This is a genomic window from Limnobacter parvus (assembly GCF_024623725.1).
Taxonomy (GTDB): Bacteria; Pseudomonadota; Gammaproteobacteria; order Burkholderiales; family Burkholderiaceae_B; genus Limnobacter; species Limnobacter parvus.
Map to the genome: position 1 here is coordinate 17,987 of NZ_JANKHG010000015.1, position 21,693 is coordinate 39,679.

The window sequence follows — 21,693 nt, forward strand, 5'->3', positions numbered from 1 at the left end:
CCTATTGTATCGAAGCGCATGAGTTCAGCCGCAACCTCCGAAACAACTGAGACCAAGAGTTTCAAAGCCGTCAGTCAGCCTGTCGAAGAAAGCCAAACCCGCCGTGCACGCTTCATGCGTGGCGCGCGCCGTGCATTCAGTGTGGCCGATGTTGAACTGTCGCCCATGAATTTGCGTTGGTGGATTGCATTTACCCGCTTGGTGGGCCTTCGAATCAGCAGACAACAATTGCCCCAAGTGGCTGCCAGCCTTACCTTCACCACGGTGTTGTCATTGGTGCCTTTGGCCACAGTCGTGTTGGCAATTTTTACAGCTTTCCCAATGTTCGATCGCTTGCAGTCTTCCTTGCAGGGCTATTTAATCGAAAGTTTTTTCCCGGAAACATTGTCCGAAACAATTTTGACCTATGTCACGCAGTTTTCGGACAAGGCCAAGGGCCTGACCGCAATCGGTATAATTTTCCTTGTCATCACGGCCTTGACCACCATGTTCACGGTCGACCGAGTATTCAATCAAATCTGGAACGTTAAGCGTCAGCGTTCCACAATCAATAAAGTGTTGTTGTATTGGGCTGTGCTTTCATTGGCTCCAGTGCTGATCGCCCTGAGTATCAGTGTGTCGACCGCTTTGATAGGTGAGACCACGAGTAGCGTGAACCCGCTGCTGGGTGGCATGTTCCCAGTTCTGAACTTGATTCCGATAACGCTTACCGTGCTGGCTTTTGCATTCATTTACCGGGCGGTACCGAACAGGGCAGTTCACTGGAAAGATGCGCTGGTGGGTGGTGTGTTGGCCTCTGTCTTGTTCGAAATTTCCAAAAAGGCCTTTGCTGCTTACATCACGCATTTTCCAAGCTACACGGCGTTGTATGGGGCTTTGGCCGCTTTTCCCATCTTTTTGCTCTGGATTTATTTGAGTTGGATCATTGTTTTGTTGGGTGCAAGCACGGTTGCTGCTTTGCCAGTGGCTCGCACAGGTTATTGGAGACCCAGTGACCGACCGGGCGAGCGTTGGTTGCAAGGTTTAAGCGTATTGGTGGAGTTGGAAAAATCCCGCCAACAGGCAAGGCCCGGCATGACCATGGAAGAATTACGCGTGTTTGCCAAGGTGCCGCCCGATCAGCTGGATGAAATTTTGAGCCAACTGATTGATCACGGAGTGATTGGATTGCTTGCGAATGTTCGCGGCGACGACCAGTTCGCGTTGATTTGCGACCCTGCGAATATCAGCGCAGAAGTGGTGGCCAAGGCGCTGTGGTTTGATACCTCTTTGACTGCCGAATGGGCAAGTCGATTGCCGCAGTCGACAGCGCGTTTGAGCCAGTTTCAGGACGAGTTCATTCGGCTGCCTCGCTTGTCTCAGTGGTTGGAGCGAACACCCGCCTGAACAGGTGATGTCAACGGAAGTAACTCTTTGGCGTTTGATTTGAACTTTTTGTGAAAAAAGAGTGTCCATATCAACAAAAGAAGGGCTTCTATTTGGCACCCATAGGCGCTTTCTGTACACTAAGCGTGACGAGCCAAAAGCTCTGACATTTAATAATATCAACACAGTCTGGAGCTGTTATGAGTAACAAAGGGCAATTACTACAAGACCCCTTCCTCAATTTGTTGCGCAAAGAGCATGTGCCCGTGTCCATTTACTTGGTCAACGGCATCAAGCTTCAAGGCCAAATCGAGTCTTTTGATCAATACGTGGTTTTGCTGCGTAACACTGTGACCCAAATGGTTTACAAGCACGCTATCTCAACAGTTGTGCCCGGCCGTTCAGTTACATTCACCCCAGAGGTGAAGGAGTAAACCTTATCTTCGCTTTCCAAACACCCCATGGTTTGTTATGACTCGTAGTTGCCTGGTTGCACTCGATTTAGGTCAGCACGAGTTTACTGAAAGCGTCGATGAACTCGCTCTATTGGCCACCTCTGCTGGTGCAGAGGTGATCGGCGTGTTCGTGTCCAAACGACGCTCCCCGGATTCAGCAACTTTTATTGGTTCTGGCAAGGTGCAAGAAATTCTTGCGCACTGTGAGGCCGAGGAAGTCGAGCTGGTCATTTTTAATCACTCCTTAAGCCCTGCCCAACAGCGAAACCTGGAAAATGCAATGGGGCGGCGAGTGATCGACCGTACGGGCCTGATTCTTGATATTTTCGCGATCCGTGCTCGCAGTTTCGAGGGCAAGTTGCAGGTTGAACTGGCCCAGCTGCAGTACATGGCCTCACGCCTGGTTCGCGGCAATACCAATTTGTACGGGCAGCAGGGCGGTATCGGCATGCGAGGTCCTGGTGAAACACAGCTGGAAACAGACCGCCGATTGATCGGTGTGAAAGTAAAGCAGTTAAAAACCCGGCTCGAAAAGCTGCAAAAGCAGCGCCAAACGCAGCGCCGCCAACGCGAGCGTCGTGGGCAGTTTACGGTGGCTATCGTTGGTTACACCAACGCCGGAAAAAGTACTCTGTTTAATTCTGTGGCCAGCGACAAGGCCTTTGCTGCCGATCAGTTGTTTGCAACGCTTGATACCACCACCCGACGCGTGTGGCTTGCACCCCGCGTCGACATGGCTTTGTCTGACACGGTCGGATTTATTCGCGACCTGTCGCACTCATTGGTCGATGCGTTCAAAGCAACCTTGGAAAGTGCGGTGCATGCCGACTTGTTGCTGCATGTAGTTGATGTTAGTTCGCCGGTGCGGCACAGCCAGATCGAAGAAGTGAACAAGGTATTGCTCGAGATTGAGGCTGGGGATGTGCCCCAAATCATTATCTGGAACAAAATAGACGCCTGCGAGCGTTCGGTGGAAGTCGAGCGCAACGAGAATGGTAAGATTTTGTCCGTGGCGGTGAGTGCGCGCTATGGTTTGGGCTTGCTTGAATTGCGTGAATGTTTGACTGAACTTGCAGTGGACTTTTACGCTCAAACCCGTGGGAAAGACACTCAGTCGGACGAATTGCAGTGGGCTTGAACTTCAACAACAAATTTTTTCAGCAGTAGGAACAAGCATGTCAATGAATGATCCGGATTGGGGTAGAAATTCATCGGGAAATCAAAACAACGATGAACCGCCGAAACCCCAAGATCAAGACAATCGCAGACCTGGTGGTCGACAAGACGGGCCACCCGATCTTGATGAACTCTGGCGCGATTTTAACAATCGCGTAAATCGCCTGTTTGGTAAAAAAGGCGGCGGCAATGGCGGTGGTCCACGCGGCCCGTTTGGCGGTGGTGCAGGCAGCGGTGGTCCCAGTATGGAAAATGCCGGCAAGGGTATCACTGTGGTACTTGTTGTTGCAGTGTTGGTGTGGCTGGCCAGTGGTTTTTACATTGTGCAGGAAGGTCGTGAGGGTGTGGTCTTGCAGTTTGGCAAGTACAGCCACACGTCGATGCCAGGTTTTCAATGGCGCATGCCTTACCCCATTCAGTCGCACGAAGTGGTGAATTCGTCTCAGGTTCGCATTATTGAGGTGGGATATCGAAACGATGTCAAAAGCAAGGTGCTGCGTGAAGCCCTGATGCTGACTGAGGATGAAAACATCATCGACATTCAGTTTGCCGTGCAGTACCGCTTGAAAGATGCGGGTGATTACCTATTCAACATGGTCGATCCGGACGAATCAGTAAAGATGGCCGCCGAGACTGCCATTCGCGAAGTGGTTGGTCGAAATGCAATGGACTTTGTGTTGTATGAAGGCCGTGAGCAGATCGCCTTGAACACCGCCGAAGTTATACAGGAAATTCTCGACCGCTACGGCGCTGGCATTTTGGTGTCCAGCGTGACCGTTCAAGGTGTTCAGCCGCCTGAACAGGTGCAGGCCGCATTTGATGATGCCGTGAAGGCCGGTCAAGACCGTGAGCGCTTGAAAAACGATGGTGAGGCTTACGCCAACGACGTCATTCCTCGTGCCCGAGGCAATGCCGCCCGCTTGGTGGAAGAGGCCAACGGTTACCGTGAACGAGTAATCGCGCAGTCTGAGGGTGACACCTCCCGCTTCAAAGCCATTTTGACTGAGTACGAGAAGGCACCGAAAGTCACGAAAGACCGTCTGTACCTGGATGCGATGCAGGAGATTTATTCGAACGTAAGTAAGGTGATTGTTGATACCAAAAACAACAGTCAATTGTTATACCTTCCTTTGGATAAATTGATCGAGAAAAGCGCGCCCGCTGGTGTGGACAATTCCAGTGCCAGCAATGCTGCCGCGGCGGCCAGAGCGGCTGAAACAAGCCCATCGGCGCCGCGCACCACCACAACAACTGAAGGATTTGACACAAGCGCGCGAGATGCCATGCGCAATCGCGACCGGGGAGCACGATAATCATGCCTAAGATATTTGTAGTAATAGCGGCTGCGTTGATCGGCTTTTTCGTGGCCAACACCTGCCTGTATGTTGTTGATCAGCGCCAATTCGCGATTGTGTTTGCACTGGGCCAGGTTGAAGAGGTACGCCAGGAACCTGGCTTGTATTTCAAGCTACCCGCACCATTCCAAAATGTGATTTTTCTGGACAAGCGCATTCAAACAATTGATACGCCTGAGCCTGAACGGTTCATTACTTCTGAAAAGAAGAACCTGTTGATCGATTCTTATATCAAATGGCGAATTGTTGATCCGCGCTTGTATTTCGTCCGCTTGAGTGGAGACACCCGTTTGGCACAAAGCCGCATGTCACAGGTTGTGAAGTCGGCTTTGAACGAAGAAATCACCAAACGCACCGTGCCTCAGATGGTTTCTGGCGAACGCACAACCGTGATGAACACCGTTGTGGAGAAAGTGAAGGACGAAGCCGAAGAAATTGGCGTGGAAATCTTGGATGTTCGCTTGAAGCGGGTTGATTTGTTGCCAGAAGTGAGCGAATCGGTGTTCCGACGCATGGAAGCTGAGCGCAAGCGGGTTGCCAATGACCTACGAGCCACGGGTGCTGCTGAGGCTGAACAAATTCGCGCGGATGCCGATCGACAGGTTGTGGTAATTCTGGCGGAAGCGTACAGAGAAGCACAAACTATCAAGGGGGAGGGTGATGCAAACGCCGGTTCGATTTATAATGCCGCTTTTGGTCGCAATCCTGAGTTCTATTCCTTTTACCGCAGTTTGGACGCTTACAGAAAATCTTTGACGTCCAAGTCTGATGTGATGGTTGTTGATCCGCAGTCCGATTTCTTCAAGTTCCTGCAAAAATCGCAGTAAATTGGGAATTATCGCGAACGCGGCATCAATCCGCCTTTGCACGAAAGGTCTGGCTCTGGAAACCGTGAAATGAGCGAGACCTTTTGGTTGGCCCTTGCCCTCGTGCTGGTTCTCGAGGGCATTATGCCTTTTCTTTTTCCCAAGCAGTGGAAAGAGACCTTCCTCAAGATCGCTTCACTCACAGAAGGTCAGATACGTTTTGTGGGGCTGGTGGCGATTCTCGTCGGTATCACGCTTTTTTTGTTTTAAAACACTCGCTTAAGAGTTGGAATAGTCATGTCTGCTTGGCTTTTGCCAGAGTCCGTTGCCGATGTTTTGCCTTCCGAGGCCCGGCGCATTGAAGAATTGCGAAGGTCTTTGCTGGACCGGTTTCGCGTGTACGGCTATGAATTGGTCATGCCGCCCATGTTGGAATACACAGAATCGTTGTTGGGCAACGCCGATGCGTCGCTGAATTTGCAAACTTTTAAGTTGCTGGACCAAGCCAGTGGCCGCATGTTGGGTTTGCGGGCCGACACCACCCCACAAGTGGCGAGAATCGATGCGCATATTTTGAATCGCAAGGGTGTCACCAGGCTTTGTTATTGCGGCCCGGTGCTTCACACGCAGGCTTTGGGTTTGCACACCACCCGTGAACCGATGCAATGTGGCGCTGAGCTTTATGGCTGCGGCGGCGTTGAGGCCGATCTTGAAATTCTGAATTTGGCAGTTGATACACTGAACCTGTCCGGTTTGAAGGGTTATCGTCTTGCACTGTCACATGCAGGTTTGCTTGCCGCTGTGGTCGACGGCGAAGGTTTTAGTGATGAACTGATTCGCAGTTTGCACAGTCGTTTGGCGCAGAAAGACCGCCCGGCACTTGAGGGGTTGCTGCTTGACGCATCCAAGGCATGTCGGCAACACGTTCTGGCCTTGTTGGGTTTGTACGGTGCTGTCGGGGGAAGTAACTGTGTGCTGAATCGAGCCGCTGAATTACTGCCCAGAAATCCCAAAGTGGCCGCGGTGCTGAATGAGTTGCGTACATTGATTGCCCGCCTGCAAGAAACGGTGTCGGCCATGCCAACGCTTATCCTTGATTTGGCAGATTTGGCCAGCTTTGATTATCACAGCGGCCTGATTTTTTCGGCTTATGTGGAAGGTTGTCCGAATGCAATTTTGCGTGGTGGCCGTTATGACGATGTAGGCGCTGTGTATGGCCGCGCACGGCCAGCCACTGGTTTTTCAGTGGATTTACGCGAATTGGTTTCGTTACAGGCAGTTCATTCAAAACCCAAAACAGCCATCCGTGCGCCTTGGGTTTACGACACTGAATTGATGGCTGTAATACGCGAGTTGCGCGGCCAGGGTGAGGTGGTGCTTCAATCGCTGCCCAATACCGCCCAAGAAGAAGAAGAGTTTGTATGTGATCGGCAGCTTGTACAGGCCAACGCCGTGTGGAAAGTGGTGCCGATTGGCATGAATCAGGAGATATAAGACATGAGTTTTCGAAATGTGGTGGTAATTGGTACCCAGTGGGGCGACGAGGGCAAAGGCAAAGTGGTTGACTGGTTGACTGACCATGCCCAAGGCGTTGTTCGCTTCCAGGGTGGTCACAATGCTGGCCACACCTTGGTTATTGGTGGAAAGAAGACCATCTTACGTTTGATTCCCTCAGGAATTTTGCGTCCTGACGTTCAGGTGTTCATTGGCAGTGGTGTGGTGTTGTCGCCTGAGGCGCTGCTCAGTGAAATCGATGAATTGCAGGCGAGTGGTATTTCTGTTGAAAGTCGCTTGAAGATCAGCGAAACCTGCCCTTTGATTCTCGATCATCACATTGCTTTGGACAAAGCCCGTGAAGCCAAGCGTGGCGATGCAAAAATTGGCACCACAGGCCGGGGCATTGGCCCAGCGTATGAAGACAAGGCTGCTCGCCGCGCTTTGCGGGTTCAGGATCTGTTTCACCCTGAAAAATTCCGCGCCAAGCTCGATGAAGTGCTGGATTACCACAACTTCGTGCTGACTCAGTATTTGGGTGCCGCGCCAGTGGATGCGCAGGTGGTGTTCGACAAAGCGATGGCCTTGGCGCCACGTATTAAAAACATGGTGGCCGATGTGCCCACCTTGCTGCAAAAAGCCAATGACGAGGGCAAGAATTTGCTATTTGAAGGTGCACAAGGGGCGCTGCTTGATATCGACCACGGCACATTCCCGTTTGTGACCAGCTCCAACTGCATCGCTGGGGCGGCCTCGCCCGGTGCGGGTGTTGGCCCCCAGCGCTTGCAATATGTGCTGGGTATTACCAAAGCCTACGCCACACGTGTGGGTTCTGGTCCATTCCCCACTGAACTGTTTGACGACACGGGCATGTACTTGGCCAAAAAGGGCAATGAATTTGGCTCTGTAACGGGGCGCCCGCGCCGCTGTGGCTGGTTCGATGCTGCCGCTTTACGCCGTACTATTCAACTCAATGGTGTTTCTGGCTTGTGTATTACCAAGCTGGACGTACTGGATGGCCTTGAAATCATCAAGATGTGCGTGGGTTACGAGCTGGCCGATGGCACCAAGACTGACATTCTGCCTTTTGGTAGCGACAAGGTTGAAGGCTGCAAGCCGATTTTTGAAACCTTTCCGGGTTGGAAGGGCACTGCTTTCGGTGTAAAAGAATTTGATGACTTGCCGCCAGAAGCCAAGACCTACCTGAAGCGTATGGAAGCTGTGTGTGGCGTGCCTGTTGACATGATTTCAACTGGACCAGACCGCGACGAAACCATTGTGTTGCGTCACCCCTACAAGGCCTGAACTTAGAAAGCGCTTGATTTCCTGAGCTGTATCGCATGAATAAACTGCATGTTGATTATGAGCAGTATCACCACCTGATTGATCGGGTGGTTGATGCGGTAGAAAGCTCGGGTTATCAGCCTGACCTGATCTTGGGAGTTTCCCGGGGTGGACTTTTTCTGGCCGATGGTTTGTCACGTTCCTTGCGCAAACCCATGGCGGTGATCGCTGCATCTTCTTACCGCGAAAGTAGCGGTACATCCCAGGGCGACCTGCAAATTTCTTCCACGATTGCATCGGTAGTCCCTGTTGCTGGTCAAATTCTGTTGGTCGATGACCTTGCTGATTCAGGCCACACACTTCGGGCTCTTTGTACGCATTTAAAGCAGTTTTGTCCGCAAATTGAGCAGCTGAAAACCGCAGTTGTGTGGGTTAAGCCTTCTTCGGTTTTCAAGCCTGATTATGCAGCGCAATATCTTGAGTCGGATGCATGGATCGTACAGCCTTTCGAGACCCGCGACTTTACGTGAAATTTATTGTTAACTTCTAATAAAAACCGCTGATTTGTAGTCTAAAAACCCGCAAAAGCCAGTGTGGTATCCTAACGGTCACTTTCAATGTATCAAGGAGACCTAGGGACAATGCCCTTTTTGAATGAAGTAAACCTCAAATTCCCCACCCCCTGTTCCAGATTAGTACTTCTTAGTGCTTCAATTTTTTCCCTGCTTGGTACCCCAGTGATGGCTGCCAGTGTGGTGCTTGAAAACGGTGATCGTTTGACCGGCGAAGTCATCAAACTTAGCGACAATATTTTGACTTTCAAGTCGCCTTTGTACGGTGAAGTGGAGTTGCCATGGAAAAAAGTGACCGAGCTAATAAGCGACGATGGCGTGATTGTTCAACTTAAAAATGGCAACACCGCAAAGGGCCGTGTAGCCCTGAGCGCGCAAGGTGATTTGACAATAGATCAAGGAAATTTGGGGCAGTCCAGCACTTTGACGAAAGCGGATGTGGCATTGTTCAACCCCCCGCCGGTGGACAATTCGGTGAAATACAGTGGACGTGCCAATTTAGGCGGTGTGTTCAACCGGGGGAACTCGGAAGACGATGCTTTGAATTTTGATACACAGTTTATCGCCAGAACACCGGGAAATAGGTACACAGTAGAGGCGGAAGTAAATGAGGCGGATTCAGCTGGAATAACAACCACATCGAACCGCTATTTACTGACTCAGTACGATGCGTTTCTAAGCGAAAAAGACTATCTATTTGTGAATGCCAAAGCTGAGCAAGACAAGTTGGCTGACTTGAATTTGCGTACTTCACTGGGCGGTGGTTACGGTTATCAGTTTCTTGAGACTGACATTGTAAAATTGTCGACCGAATATGGTTTGGCTTATATCAATGAGGATTATGAAATAGCGCCTGATGAGTCGTTTCCGTCACTAAGTTTTGGTCTGGATTACGAGCGGAAGTTTTGGAAGAAGAAATTGGTTTTCTTCAACAACTATGACTTGTCAGTTAGTTTGGAAGACACGGCAGATGCATTATTCGGGACCAAAGTGGGGGTTCGAGTGCCGATTGTTGAAAATGTAAATGTGGCCACGCAGGTGAATTTGGATTATGACAACATGCCGCCACCTGGGGTTGAGAAGACCGACACCAGTCTGATTTTCAGTGTGGGTTACGGTTTTTAGCCGCAAGCAAAAGGCGAATTTGTGCTGCTTTCATCAGTGGCAATGCAAATTCGCTAAGAGCCTTTGAAATTCAGAAAAGAAGCTGGGAAAGTGCTGTACACTTCGATGAAACGCACAAGAACAGAGAAAACAGTTGGTGCCCAGGAGAGGACTCGAACCTCCACAGTGTTACCACCACTAGGACCTGAACCTAGCGCGTCTACCAATTCCGCCACCTGGGCACAGGTGCGAGCCGTGAATTCTAATGAAATAAATAAATTTGTCAATGCATAAAACAGAAATAAAAATCCCAAGTCGTGAAGACATCCTGGCTGTACTGCGCCAAGCGCAAGCCCCCTTAACCCGCGAACAGGTTTATGAACACCTGAAACTTTCGGAAGACCAAGTTCCGATAATTGAAAAACGACTGAATGCCATGGAACGTGATGGGCAATTGATGCCCAACCGAAAAGGCATGCTTTTACTTTCAACCAAACTTGATTTTGTGGCGGGTAAGGTGGCCGGCCACCGCGATGGTTTTGGTTTCCTGATTCGTGATGATCGAGGGCCTGACGCATTCCTTTCACCGCGTGAGATGCAGAAAGTACTGCACGGCGACCGAGTGTTGGTGAGAATTACCGGCACCGACCACCGTGGAAAGCCAGAAGGGACCATCGTCGAAGTCACCGAGCGTAAGACCAATCGCCTTGTTGGGCGACTGGTTTCAGAGCGTGGGATTTTGCTGGTCATTCCCGAGGACCAAAGAATCAAGCACGACATTCTGGTGTCGCCCAAAGATGTGGGCAATGCCACACCTGGAAAGGTAGTCACTGTAGAAATTATTGAACAGCCCACGCGCCATTCCCAGCCGATCGGCAAGGTGGCCGAGGTACTTGGCGAGCTGGACGACCCCGGCATGGAAATCGAAATTGCTGTTCGCAAGTTCGATGTGCCATATGAATTCAATCTGCTGACGATGAACCAGGCTGAAAGCATTCCCAGTGAAGTTGAACACAAAGACTTGAAGGGTCGGGTTGATCTTCGCGATGTGCCGTTTGTGACCATTGATGGTGAAGACGCCCGCGATTTCGATGATGCGGTGTATTGCACGCCGTCGAGTGACACCAAGGAAGGGTGGCGTTTGTTGGTGGCGATTGCCGATGTAAGCCACTATGTGTTGCCCGGCACGCCGATTGACCAAGAGGCAACCAAGCGAGGCACGTCTGTTTACTTCCCGCGCCGGGTTATTCCCATGTTGCCCGAGAAACTGTCCAATGGCCTTTGTTCGCTGAATCCCGGGGTCGATCGTTTGGTGCTGGTGTGCGACATGATTATCGGCCCCAAGGGCGCGATCAAGGCCTACCAGTTTTACAATGGCGTTATTCATTCTGCTGCACGTTTAACCTACAACCAGGTTTGGGATGCGCTGACTGATTCACAAAGCATGACTGCGAAAGCCATGGGCCATGTGTATGGCGATGTCGAAAATCTCTACACCTTGTTCAAGGTACTTTTCGAGTCGCGCCAGCGCCGGGGTGCAATGGAAATTGACACCGTGGAAACGCAGGTGATGCTAGACCCAGATGGCAAAATCGATAAAATTGTTGCGAAGCGGCGCAATGATGCGCACCGCTTGATTGAAGAATGTATGTTGGCCGCCAACGTGTGTGCAGCTGATTTTCTGGAGCGCAGCAAGCACCCCAGTTTGTACCGCGTACATGAAGGTCCCACTGTCGAGAAACTGCAAAACCTGCGCACCTTTTTGCGTTCGGTTGCCTTGACACTGGATGGTGGCGATGACCCCACAAGTCTGGATTACGCCAACCTGATGAAAAAAATTCAGGGGCGCCCCGACCAGGCTTTGCTTCAAACCATGATGCTGCGTTCCATGCAGCAGGCCATTTATACGCCGCACAATAGCGGGCACTTTGGCCTAGCGTATCCAGCCTATGCGCATTTTACTTCGCCAATTCGTCGTTACCCGGACCTGATGGTTCACCGAAGCATCAAGGCCCTGCTGGGTGGCAAGCGCTATGTGCCGATGCCACTGGACGAACGCGAATTCGAGGATTACGACCCGAAGCGCAAGGTCGACAAGGCTGAAGAAATTTCGCGTTGGGACCAATCAGGTAACTGGTTTTCATCAACCGAACGCCGTGCTGATGAAGCGTCGCGCGATGTGATGTCGTGGTTGAAATGTTTCTTCATGAAAGAACGTGTGGGCGACACATTCCAGGGTCATGTTTCCGGTGTGACCAGTTTTGGTTTGTTCATTACGCTGGATGCCTTGTACGTAGAAGGCCTTGTGCATGTGTCTGAACTCGGTACGGAGTACTTCCAGTACAGCGACAGCCTGCATGAACTGCGTGGTGAGCGCAGTGGCATTCGCTACCGCTTGACCGACGCAATCAATGTGCAGGTTTCTCGCGTAGATTTGGATGCGCGACGAATTGAATTCCGCCTGGTGCAGGGCGTGAAGTTTGAAAGCCTGATGCGCGAGCCTGCAAAACCCAACGGCAGGGCAGGAAACCGCCCGCAACGCCAACAGGGTCGCCGCACCAACACTGCCCAAATGCAGGCGGCGGTTCAAGATGCGGGCAAAACCGCACCTGTGTTGCCACCGGAGGAAAACAGCAATTCCCGCGGCGTGAACAAGAAGCGGGCTGCTGATGAATCCCGCAGCAAGGCTGCTGCTGAGAAAAAGCGCAAGGAAGAAATTCAAAAAGCCAAGCGTGTCAGCAATCTCAAGCCCGCCACTGGGTCTAAAATGCGCACTGCAGCAAAAAAACCTAGATAAGCGGAGCGTACCAATTGGCCATTTTGTATGGTTTTCATGCCGTGTCGGCCCGGGTAAAAACTGCCCCGGCCAGCGTGGAAGAGGTGTTGGTTGACCAACATCGCAAAGACAAACGCATGCAGCAATTCATCGACAAGTTGAAAGCTGCCGGCGTAAAAGTTAGCCTGGCTGATTCTGACCGCCTTGAAAAAGCGGCAGGTCACAAACAGCACCAAGGCGTGGTGGCATTTGCCAAGGAATTGGCAAAATCCAATGATTTGTTTGAAATCATTGAAACCAATGGCAAGAACACCTTGCTGTTGGTGCTTGATGGTGTCACCGATCCGCACAATTTGGGCGCTTGCCTGCGCAGCGCCGATGCGGCAGGTGTGCATGCAGTTGTTCTGCCCAAAGACAAATCGGTGGGTATTACCCCAGTGGTGTCGAAGGTGGCCTGTGGCGCGGCCGAAACCGTGCCGGTAATCACCGTGACCAACCTGGCCCGCACGCTGGAAGAAATTCAAGACGCGGGTGTTTGGTGCATCGGCACGGCAGGTGAGGCCAGCGACACCCTGTACGACGCTGATTTGAAAGGCCCCATTGCTTGGGTGCTGGGTGCAGAAGGCGACGGCATGCGTCGCTTGACCCGTGAAAAATGCGATCAACTTGTGCAAATTCCGATGATCGGCAGTGTTGAAAGCTTGAACGTGTCGGTGGCCAGCTCGGTGTGCTTGTTCGAAACCCTACGTCAACGTCAATTCTCAAAATAAGAAAACTCGAAGCACTGCATGGAACAACTTACCCTGGACGCCCCGCCACCCTCTGGTGACGATTCTGAAACGATTACCCTTGGACTGTACGCCGAGCGCGCCTACCTTGATTACGCCATTTCCGTGGTGAAGGGCAGGGCCCTGCCAGAGTGTTCAGACGGGCAAAAGCCCGTTCAGCGCCGAATTTTGTATGCCATGAATGAAATGGGTTTGGCCAACAATGCCAAGCCTGTGAAATCGGCCCGTGTGGTGGGCGATGTGCTGGGTAAATACCACCCGCACGGCGACCAGGCTGCTTACGATGCGCTGGTGCGCATGGCACAAAACTTTACGCTGCGTTACCCCTTGATCGATGGCCAAGGCAACTTTGGCAGCCGAGATGGTGACGGTGCAGCCGCCATGCGTTACACGGAAGCCCGCCTAACGCCGATTGCCAAGCTGCTGCTGGATGAAGTGGACATGGGTACGGTTGATTTTGTACCCAACTACGATGGCAGTTTTCAGGAACCCAAGCTGCTGCCTGCCCGCTTGCCCTTTGTGCTGCTGAATGGTGCTTCCGGTATTGCGGTGGGTATGGCCACCGATATTCCGCCCCACAACATTCGGGAAGTGGCTGCGGCCACCATCCATTTGATCAAACACCCAAATGCGGATTTGGACACCATCATGGGCCATTTGCCGGCCCCTGACTTTCCGGGTGGAGCACAGATCATTTCCCCTGCCAGTGCAATGAAAGAAATTTACGCGGGTGGCCGTGGTTCGATCAAAGTGCGCGCGAAATGGGATATTGAGGAAATGGCGCGGGGCCAGTGGCAGTTGGTGGTGAAAGAATTGCCGCCCAACACCAGCACCGCCAAAGTACTCGAAGAAATTGAGGAGTTGACCAACCCCAAGGTGAAGGCGGGCAAGAAAGGCCTTTCTACGGATCAGCAAAACCTGAAAGCGCAGGTGCTGGCCATGCTCGATGCCGTGCGCGATGAATCGGGCAAAGAGAATGCAGTGCGTTTGGTGTTCGAGCCGAAGAGCCGCAATGTGTCAGTTGAAGAGTTTTCGAATTTGCTGCTGAGCCACACCAGCCTGGAAACCAACACCTCGATTAACCTAGTGAGCATCGACAATGCAGGCCGCCCGGGCCAGCGTGGTTTGATCGCCATGCTGCTGGACTGGATTGAATTTCGCAAAGTGTGCGTAACCCGCCGCAGCCAGCACCGCTTGGGGCAGGTGAATGACCGCATTCACGTGCTGGAAGGGCGGCTGATCGCCTGGTTGAACATTGATGAAGTGATCAAGGTAATTCGCGAAAGCGATGAACCCAAGCCTGCACTGATTGAAGCATTCAAGCTGAGCGAACGCCAGGCCGAAGACATTCTTGAAATTCGACTGCGCCAGTTAGCCCGCCTTGAAAAAATCAAGATTGAACAGGAATTGGGCAAGCTGGCCGAGGAAAAAGCAGACCTTGAGGCCTTGCTGGCCGATGAAGGCAAACTGAAAACCCGCATCATCGGCGAAATTCGCAAAGACACCGACACCTACGGCGATGATCGCCGCACCTTGATTGAAGAAGCAACCAAGGCCAGCATTGAGGTGAAAGTGGTGGAAGAGCCCACCACAGTGATTGTTTCGCAGAAGTTCTGGATTCGAAACCGGCAAGGCCATGGGCACGATGAAGCGCAATTCAGCTTTAAAGTGGGAGATGCCCTGCAAGCCGCTTTTGAATGCAAAACCACCGACAACACCTACTTGTTTGGTGCAGGCAATGCGCTGGGCAAGGTGTTCAGTGTGCCGGTTGCCGCTTGGCCTGGCGGCCGCGGTGACGGCATACCCGCACAAAGCCTCGTCGAGCTGAATGGAGGCACCCTGAGCCATGCGCTGGCAGCACCTGCTGCCCAGCCAGTGTTCTTGGCCAGCAGCGCAGCCTATGGCTTCTTGGCGACCGCAGGCAATATGGAAAGCCGCATGAAGGCGGGCAAGCAGTTCATCAGCCTGAATCCTGGCGAAAAACTGTTGCAGCCGGTGCTGTTGCAGCCTTCAGACGACCGCGTGGCGGTGCTGGCGGAAAGCGGGCGTTTCCATGTGTTTATGCTGGACGAATTGAAGCAGCTTTCTGGCGGTGGCCGGGGTGTGCAGTTGTTGCCGCTTGATGAAAAAGACACTTTGCTGGCTGCAATTGCATTTGGCCCAAGCGACAGCCTTGTGGTGGCGGGTACTGGGCGGGGTGGTAAAGACCGTGAAGAAATACTGAGGCCTGCATTACTGGTTGAACGCCTTGGAAAGCGGGGCCGCAAGGGTAAGGAACTGGACATCAAGTTCAAGGCCGATGCGCTTCGCAAAGTCGTCTAAAAATGAGCCCTTCGGGGCTCTTTTTTTGTCTTGAAATTTCAGCTTGAATCCCCATATGCCCCTCATTCCAAACAGAACATGAAGGGAGCAATAACATGGGTGCAATGAAGGAAACAATGGGTTTTCAAACGGAAGTGAAGCAACTTCTGCATTTGATGATCCATTCCCTGTATTCGAACAAAGAAATTTTTCTTCGCGAATTGGTTTCCAACGCTTCGGATGCCTGCGACAAGCTTCGTTTTGAAGCCATCAACAATGCAGGGCTTTTCGAAAACGACAGTGAACTGAAAATTCGCGTGGGATTCGACAAGGAAGCTCGTACAGTCACCATTGAGGACAATGGAATCGGCCTAAGCCGCGAAGATGCCATTGAACACCTAGGCACCATTGCAAAAAGCGGCACGAAAGAGTTTTTCGGCAAGCTAAGCGGCGACCAGCAAAAAGACGCGGCTTTGATTGGCCAGTTCGGCGTGGGTTTTTACTCAGCCTTCATTGTGGCTGACAAAGTAACCGTGCGATCACGCAAAGCAGGCCTGTCGGCCGCTGAAGGCGTGGAGTGGGAATCCAAGGGCGACGGTGAATTCAGCGTTGAAGCTGTTGAGAAACTGGACCGTGGCACACAGATTGTCCTGCACCTGAAAGCCGATGAAGACGAACTACTTTCCGGCTGGAAATTGAAATCCATTCTGACCAAGTATTCCGATCACATTTCCCTGCCCATTCAAATGTTGAAAGAAGAATGGGACGAAGAAGCGGGCGGCATGAAAGCCACCGGCGAATGGGAAAATGTGAACAAGGCCAATGCGCTTTGGGCCCGCTCGAAAAGCGATATTACTGCCGAGCAGTACAACGAATTTTACAAAACCATCAGCTTTGATTTCGCAGACCCGCTGGCTTACACCCACAACCGCGTTGAGGGTGGTCGTTCCGAGTACACATCGTTGTTGTATGTGCCGGCCAAGGCGCCTTACGACCTGTGGGACCGGAACCAGCAAAAGGGCATCAAGCTGTATGTAAAGCGAGTGTTCATCATGGACGACGCTGAGCAGCTGATGCCACCGTACATGCGCTTTGTGAAAGGTGTAATCGATTCTGCCGACTTGCCATTGAATGTGTCGCGTGAAATTTTGCAGGAAAGCCGCGATGTCAAAGCCATTCGCGAAGGTTCAGTTAAAAAAGTGCTGGGCCTGCTGGAAGACATGGCCGCAAACGAAGCCGAAAAATACGCCACATTCTGGGGTGAATTTGGCCAGGTTTTGAAAGAAGGCATGGGCGATGACCCGGCCAACAAAGACCGCATTGCTAAACTGCTGCGTTTTGCCTCCACTCAAAGCGAAGGCGAGGCCCAAACAGTTTCGCTGGCCGATTACCTGGGCCGCATGAAGGAAGGTCAGGACAAGATCTACTATGTGACTGCCGACACGTATTCAGCCGCCAAGTTTAGCCCTCACCTGGAAGTGTTCAAGAAAAAAGGTGTGGAAGTGTTGTTGCTCAGCGACCGCGTCGATGAATGGATGCTTTCTTACCTTCAGGAATTCGAGGGCAAGGAGCTGCAAAGCTGTGCCAAGGGTGGTTTGGACCTGGGTGCGCTTGAAGACGAACAAGACAAAGAAACCAAGAAAAAGGTCGAAGACGAGTTCAAGGATGTACTGAAGAAGGTGGAAGGCCTGCTGAAAGACCGCATCAAAGAAGCTCGGGTGACCTTGCGCCTAACAGACAGCCCGGCCTGTATTGTGGCAGATGAGGCGGGCATGAGCGAGCATTTGAAGCGAATGTTAAAGCAGGCTGGTCAAAATGCGCCAGACACCAAGCCCATTCTTGAACTGAACCCTGAGCACCCTTTCATTCAACGTTTGAAGATTGAAAGCAGTCACTTTGATGAATGGGTCAATGTGTTGTTTGATCAGGCTGTATTGGCCGAGGGCGGACAACTGGAAGATCCAGCTGGTTTTGTTCGCCGCTTAAACATGCTGCTGTTGACCGTAAAGGCCTGAGTATTTTAATGAGTCAAGGGTTGGGCTTGATTACTTAAGGCCCAACCCAAACGGCTTTGCAGTGCATTGGCCAAGTAAAGTGATTGTTCAAAGAAACGTTGCACATATTTCAAATCGGCTTGGGTTAGCAAAGTTTCTTGCCAGCGCAGTTGAAATTCCGATTTGTTTTTGTCCTCCCACATATACACGGGCAAGCGGACACGTTCCATCAATGAATTGAATTGCAAACACTCTTTGCGAATTTCGTTCACATTGCTGTGTTCATCGTTTTCTATCACGCGATGGATGCAGGTAATTTCCATCAAGCCCTGGTCCATTTCCTTGATTTCAAGCCACGCATTCGGCGAGCTGGACATCAGCTTGATCGGGTTCTTCTTCACTGCGTCATCCTTGTAATACGGGCATTTGAGTTGACCTATCCAAGAGGCCAAAGCATTCAGTAATTCTTGATTGTTCAATGAGGTCATGGTGGTGTTGGTTCTCAGTAAGGGCAGCAGGAATTAAACCTGAGTGCCTCGTTGACTGTAGTGGTTCCACCAATTGCCGCTTTAAATGAAAAAGGCCACCCATTTCTGGGTGACCAAACGAATCCTGTAAACAGATGAGCGGGTTTACAGGCTAGAGGTGATCTGACCGTTGACTACTTTTACACGGTCGCCAGACTGCCAGCTTGGTGCGTTGCTGAAGCTGAACACGTCTGAACCGCCATTGTCGTACTGCACAACAACGTCATACTGTGTGCTCGACTTGCGATCTTTCTCGATTTTGTTGCCCAGCACTGCACCACCAACCACGCCGGCCGCCGTGGCAACCTTGTTGCCGCTACCGCCACCAATCTGGTTGCCCAACAAGCCACCAACTACGCCGCCAGCCACAGCACCGATACCGGAGCCTTCGCCTTGAATGGTGGTTTGACGAACTTCAACCACGCGGCCACAGGTGCTACAGGTTGCCGCAGTTTGAACAGGAGCTGGTTTTGCAGCTGCCTTTGTGGCTGCTCGTTTTTCAGCAGCTTCCTCTTTGGCCTTGGCTTCATCTGCAATGCGTGCTTCTTCTTCCATTTGGGCGATTTCTTGGTCGCTCATATTGGCTTCGCTACTGGGTAGCATGCCTGTCATGGATGCAATTGCGATTGCGCTGGCCAAAATAATGGCTACAGCAGCAGTAATGATCAATGGGTGAGTACGTTTATTTTCCATTTTCTATCTCCACACGAAATGTGTTTGTGTTGCTAATAACGAGGAGGGTCAGAAAAAGGAATACAAGGATTACTTACTAAGATATCGCATTGCAGTTTCGAGCCCACCGACCGTTAGGGGGTGCATGCGGTGTTCCATTACTTTTTGAATGATTTCAACGCTTTGGCGATATTGCCACAGCCCTTCGGGTTCCGGATTCAGCCAGACGGCCTTCGGAAAACGATCAAGAAAACGGCGCAACCACACTGCGCCAGCTTCCTTGTTATTGTACTCGACCGAGCCTCCAGGCTGGAGTATTTCGTAGGGGCTCATCGTGGCGTCGCCAACAAAAATTAAGCGGTAATCGCTGTTGTACGTGCGCAGTATGTCTGTGCTCTGAAATCGCTCGCTGTGGCGACGGTGGTTTTTTTTCCACAAAAAGTCATAAACGCAGTTGTGGAAGTAATAAAACTCCAAATGTTTGAATTCGCTTTTCGCTGCACTGAACAATTCCTCGGTACGGCGAATGTGATCGTCCATCGATCCACCCACATCCAGCAGCATCAAAACCTTTACTGAATTGTGGCGTTCAGGGCGCATTTTCAAATCCAGCCAGCCTGCATTGCGCGCAGTGGACTCGATCGTGTTGTCCAAGTCGAGCTCTTCCTGCGCACCTTCACGTGCAAAGCGGCGCAGCCGTCGCAGGGCAATCTTGATGTTGCGGGTCCCAATTTCCAGCTCGTCGTCATAATCCTGATACAAGCGTTGGTCCCACACTTTCACGGCACGGCGGTTGCGGCTTTCATCCTGACCAATGCGTACACCTTCCGGGTTGTAGCCATTGTTGCCAAAAGGTGACGTACCGCCCGAGCCAATCCACTTGCTGCCACCCTCATGGCGTTCCTTTTGTTCCTTCAGCAATTCTTTCAAGCGGTCCATGAGTTTGTCGAGCCCACCCATTGCCTCAATGGCGGCCATTTCCTCAGGGGTGAACTCGCGGTTGAAACGCTTCTCCAGCCAGTCTTTGGGCAACTGGGCGAACAAATCCATGTTCTTTTCCAGCCCCTTGAAATAGCTGCCGAATACCTGGTCGAAGCGGTCATAGAACCTTTCATCTTTGACCAGGGTAAGGCGGGACAAATGATAAAAATTGTCCAGGCTGGGCGTCATGAACTGTGCCTTCATCCCTTCAAGCAGGGTGAGGTATTCCCGCACAGTCACGGGAATTTTGGCATCGCGAAGTTGAAAGAAAAAATCCAGTAGCACAGCAAAAACCCTAATCAGCGACCCTGGCGGGCCATGAACACCAAGCGGTTAAACAGCTCTACATCTTGCTCGTTTTTCAGCAAGGCGCCGTGCATGGGTGGAATGGCGTCTTTGCCATCTTTGGCTTGCAGGGCACTGGCTGGAATGTCTTCGGCCAGCAACAGGCGTAGCCAGTCGATCAGTTCGGATGTGGTGGGTTTTTTCTTCAGGCCAGGCAAGGCGCGAATGCCAAAAAAACTGGCCATGGCGGCGTCTAGCAGTTCTTTCTTCAGGTTCTTGAAGTGCACGGCCACGATGCTTTCCATGGTGGCTTTGTCAGGAAACTGAATATAGTGGAAGAAGCACCGGCGCAGAAACGCGTCTGGCAGTTCTTTTTCATTGTTCGAGGTAATGATCACGATGGGGCGGTGCTTGGCCTTGATCAATTGCTTGGTTTCATAGCAAAAGAACTCCATGCGGTCGATTTCGCGCAGCAGGTCGTTGGGAAACTCGATGTCGGCCTTGTCAATTTCATCGATCAACAACACCACGGGCTTGTCGCTCTCGAAGGCTTGCCACAACACGCCCTTCACTATGTAGTTGGCGATGTCTTTAACCCGCTCGTCACCAAGTTGAGAATCGCGCAGGCGGCTAACGGCGTCGTATTCGTACAAACCTTGTTGGGCTTTGGTGGTTGACTTGATGTGCCACTGCATCAGCTCCAGATTCAATGATTCAGCCACTTCCTCGGCCAGTAGGGTTTTGCCCGTGCCAGGCTCGCCTTTGATCAACAAAGGGCGTTGCAGGGTAATTGCGGCATTTACTGCCAGTTTCAGGTCTTCCGTGGCGACGTAGGTTTTGCTACCTTCAAAACGCATTTTTGTAATTCCTTGTAATTCGATAGGGTAAGTGTAAGTGCAATTTAGGGGCGATTTGCTGAATTTTTCATCCAAATTGGCGCTTTCAGCAAGCTGTTCATAGACTAAGTGCCCGATCAACCGTAAAATGGCAAGGTTTTTGTCCAGCGCCCTAGAGCGGCTGGCCACCAATTACATTTGTTGACGAGAGAGCGAGATGAAACGTATCGGTTTGACTGTTCGCGCCATGGGCGCTATGAGCTTGTTGGCGGGCTTGGCTTTTGCTGCCCCAGCCCAGGCTGTTGAAGGCAACGCCGAAGCTGCCGCGTCCAAGAAGTCCATGTGCATTGGTTGCCATGGTATTCCAGGCTACAAGGCCAGCTTCCCTGAAGTTTACAACGTGCCTTTCATTGCCGGCCAAAATGCCAAGTACATTGAAGCGGCTTTGCTGGCCTACAAAAAAGGCGACCGCAAGCACCCGACCATGCGCGGTATTGCTGAAACCCTGACTGAACAAGACATCGCTGATTTGGCCGCGTACTACGCACAAGCCAAGTGATTCGCAACAAGGACACATTGAAATGAAAACTACATTCGCAATAGCGGCTGCTTTGTTTGCAGCGTCATTTTCTGTTCAGGCTGCCGATATTGCAGCAGGCAAAGCCAAGGCGGAAGCACAATGTGCGGCCTGCCACGCTGTTGAAGGCAATTGGAACAAGACCATGGACCCTTCCTACCCCAAGCTGGCCGGTCAGCATGCTGACTACCTGGCCAATACGTTGAAGCAGTATCAGAAAGGCGGACGCAACAACGCAATCATGACGGGTATGTCAGCTGGTTTAAGCCAGCAAGACATCAAAGACCTGTCGGCCTTCTTTGCGTCGCTGGAAGGTGATTTGTATCTGAAGAAGTAAGCTGATCA

General features: G+C 51.6%; 20 protein-coding genes and 1 tRNA gene. 16 read left to right on the top strand and 5 right to left on the bottom strand.

The window, feature by feature from the left end:
• Positions 1-18 precede the first annotated feature (18 nt).
• The 10 genes from NSP04_RS05025 (at position 19) to NSP04_RS05070 (ending at position 9,632) form a co-directional block, all read left to right on the top strand.
• Positions 19-1,386, top strand: a complete 1,368-nt coding sequence (locus tag NSP04_RS05025; RefSeq protein WP_257511248.1) for a YihY family inner membrane protein — start codon at positions 19-21, stop codon at positions 1,384-1,386.
• 179 nt (positions 1,387-1,565) lie between these two features.
• A complete protein-coding gene (gene hfq, locus NSP04_RS05030; RefSeq protein WP_008248719.1) occupies positions 1,566-1,799 on the top strand; it encodes an RNA chaperone Hfq in 234 nt (77 codons plus the stop codon).
• Positions 1,800-1,836: 37 nt separating this feature from the next.
• Positions 1,837-2,958 carry a GTPase HflX gene (gene hflX, locus NSP04_RS05035; RefSeq protein ID WP_257511250.1) on the top strand — a complete coding sequence of 374 codons (1,122 nt, stop codon included), beginning with the start codon at positions 1,837-1,839 and terminating at the stop codon, positions 2,956-2,958.
• A gap of 37 nt (positions 2,959-2,995) precedes the next feature.
• Positions 2,996-4,309: an FtsH protease activity modulator HflK gene (gene hflK / locus NSP04_RS05040; protein ID WP_257511251.1), complete on the top strand. Its 1,314-nt coding sequence runs from the start codon at positions 2,996-2,998 to the stop codon at positions 4,307-4,309.
• A gap of 2 nt (positions 4,310-4,311) precedes the next feature.
• A complete protein-coding gene (hflC, locus tag NSP04_RS05045) occupies positions 4,312-5,178 on the top strand; it encodes a protease modulator HflC (RefSeq protein WP_257511252.1) in 867 nt (288 codons plus the stop codon).
• Between the two features lie 69 nt (positions 5,179-5,247).
• Positions 5,248-5,427, top strand: coding sequence for a DUF2065 domain-containing protein (locus tag NSP04_RS05050; protein ID WP_257511253.1), 180 nt, complete (start codon positions 5,248-5,250; stop codon positions 5,425-5,427).
• 27 nt (positions 5,428-5,454) lie between these two features.
• The gene (locus tag NSP04_RS05055; protein ID WP_257511254.1) at positions 5,455-6,651 is read left to right on the top strand and encodes an ATP phosphoribosyltransferase regulatory subunit; all 1,197 of its coding nucleotides are present in this window, start codon (positions 5,455-5,457) and stop codon (positions 6,649-6,651) included.
• 3 nt (positions 6,652-6,654) lie between these two features.
• A complete protein-coding gene (locus NSP04_RS05060) occupies positions 6,655-7,956 on the top strand; it encodes an adenylosuccinate synthase (RefSeq protein ID WP_257511255.1) in 1,302 nt (433 codons plus the stop codon).
• A 35-nt stretch (positions 7,957-7,991) separates the two neighbouring features.
• Positions 7,992-8,465, top strand: coding sequence for a phosphoribosyltransferase (locus tag NSP04_RS05065; RefSeq protein ID WP_257511256.1), 474 nt, complete (start codon positions 7,992-7,994; stop codon positions 8,463-8,465).
• Positions 8,466-8,675: 210 nt separating this feature from the next.
• Positions 8,676-9,632, top strand: a complete 957-nt coding sequence (locus NSP04_RS05070) for a DUF481 domain-containing protein (protein WP_257511314.1) — start codon at positions 8,676-8,678, stop codon at positions 9,630-9,632.
• 134 nt (positions 9,633-9,766) lie between these two features.
• Here the strand turns inward: NSP04_RS05070 and NSP04_RS05075 are convergent.
• Positions 9,767-9,853: transfer RNA gene (locus tag NSP04_RS05075), tRNA-Leu, on the bottom strand.
• A gap of 44 nt (positions 9,854-9,897) precedes the next feature.
• Here NSP04_RS05075 and rnr point away from each other — a divergent pair.
• From rnr to htpG, 4 genes are all read left to right on the top strand, one after another.
• Positions 9,898-12,408: a ribonuclease R gene (rnr, locus tag NSP04_RS05080; RefSeq protein ID WP_257511257.1), complete on the top strand. Its 2,511-nt coding sequence runs from the start codon at positions 9,898-9,900 to the stop codon at positions 12,406-12,408.
• Between the two features lie 14 nt (positions 12,409-12,422).
• Positions 12,423-13,157: a 23S rRNA (guanosine(2251)-2'-O)-methyltransferase RlmB gene (gene rlmB, locus NSP04_RS05085; RefSeq protein WP_257511258.1), complete on the top strand. Its 735-nt coding sequence runs from the start codon at positions 12,423-12,425 to the stop codon at positions 13,155-13,157.
• Between the two features lie 18 nt (positions 13,158-13,175).
• Entirely contained in the window at positions 13,176-15,497 is a 2,322-nt protein-coding gene (gene parC / locus NSP04_RS05090; protein WP_257511259.1) for a DNA topoisomerase IV subunit A, read from the top strand.
• A 95-nt stretch (positions 15,498-15,592) separates the two neighbouring features.
• Positions 15,593-17,491: a molecular chaperone HtpG gene (gene htpG / locus NSP04_RS05095; protein WP_257511260.1), complete on the top strand. Its 1,899-nt coding sequence runs from the start codon at positions 15,593-15,595 to the stop codon at positions 17,489-17,491.
• 5 nt (positions 17,492-17,496) lie between these two features.
• Here htpG and NSP04_RS05100 read toward each other — a convergent pair whose 3' ends face one another.
• From NSP04_RS05100 to NSP04_RS05115, 4 genes are all read right to left on the bottom strand, one after another.
• A complete protein-coding gene (locus tag NSP04_RS05100; protein ID WP_257511261.1) occupies positions 17,497-17,958 on the bottom strand; it encodes a hypothetical protein in 462 nt (153 codons plus the stop codon).
• Between the two features lie 144 nt (positions 17,959-18,102).
• Positions 18,103-18,690 carry an outer membrane lipoprotein gene (locus NSP04_RS05105; protein WP_257511262.1) on the bottom strand — a complete coding sequence of 196 codons (588 nt, stop codon included), beginning with the start codon at positions 18,688-18,690 and terminating at the stop codon, positions 18,103-18,105.
• A gap of 69 nt (positions 18,691-18,759) precedes the next feature.
• On the bottom strand, positions 18,760-19,935 hold the full coding sequence (locus tag NSP04_RS05110) for a vWA domain-containing protein (RefSeq protein WP_257511263.1): 1,176 nt from the start codon (positions 19,933-19,935) through the stop codon (positions 18,760-18,762).
• 14 nt (positions 19,936-19,949) lie between these two features.
• Positions 19,950-20,792, bottom strand: coding sequence for an AAA family ATPase (locus tag NSP04_RS05115; RefSeq protein ID WP_257511265.1), 843 nt, complete (start codon positions 20,790-20,792; stop codon positions 19,950-19,952).
• Positions 20,793-20,988: 196 nt separating this feature from the next.
• On the opposite strand from NSP04_RS05115, the gene NSP04_RS05120 reads away from it, so the two are divergent.
• The gene (locus tag NSP04_RS05120; RefSeq protein WP_257511267.1) at positions 20,989-21,330 is read left to right on the top strand and encodes a c-type cytochrome; all 342 of its coding nucleotides are present in this window, start codon (positions 20,989-20,991) and stop codon (positions 21,328-21,330) included.
• A gap of 22 nt (positions 21,331-21,352) precedes the next feature.
• A complete protein-coding gene (locus NSP04_RS05125) occupies positions 21,353-21,685 on the top strand; it encodes a c-type cytochrome (RefSeq protein ID WP_257511269.1) in 333 nt (110 codons plus the stop codon).
• The last annotated feature ends 8 nt before the right edge of the window (positions 21,686-21,693 follow it).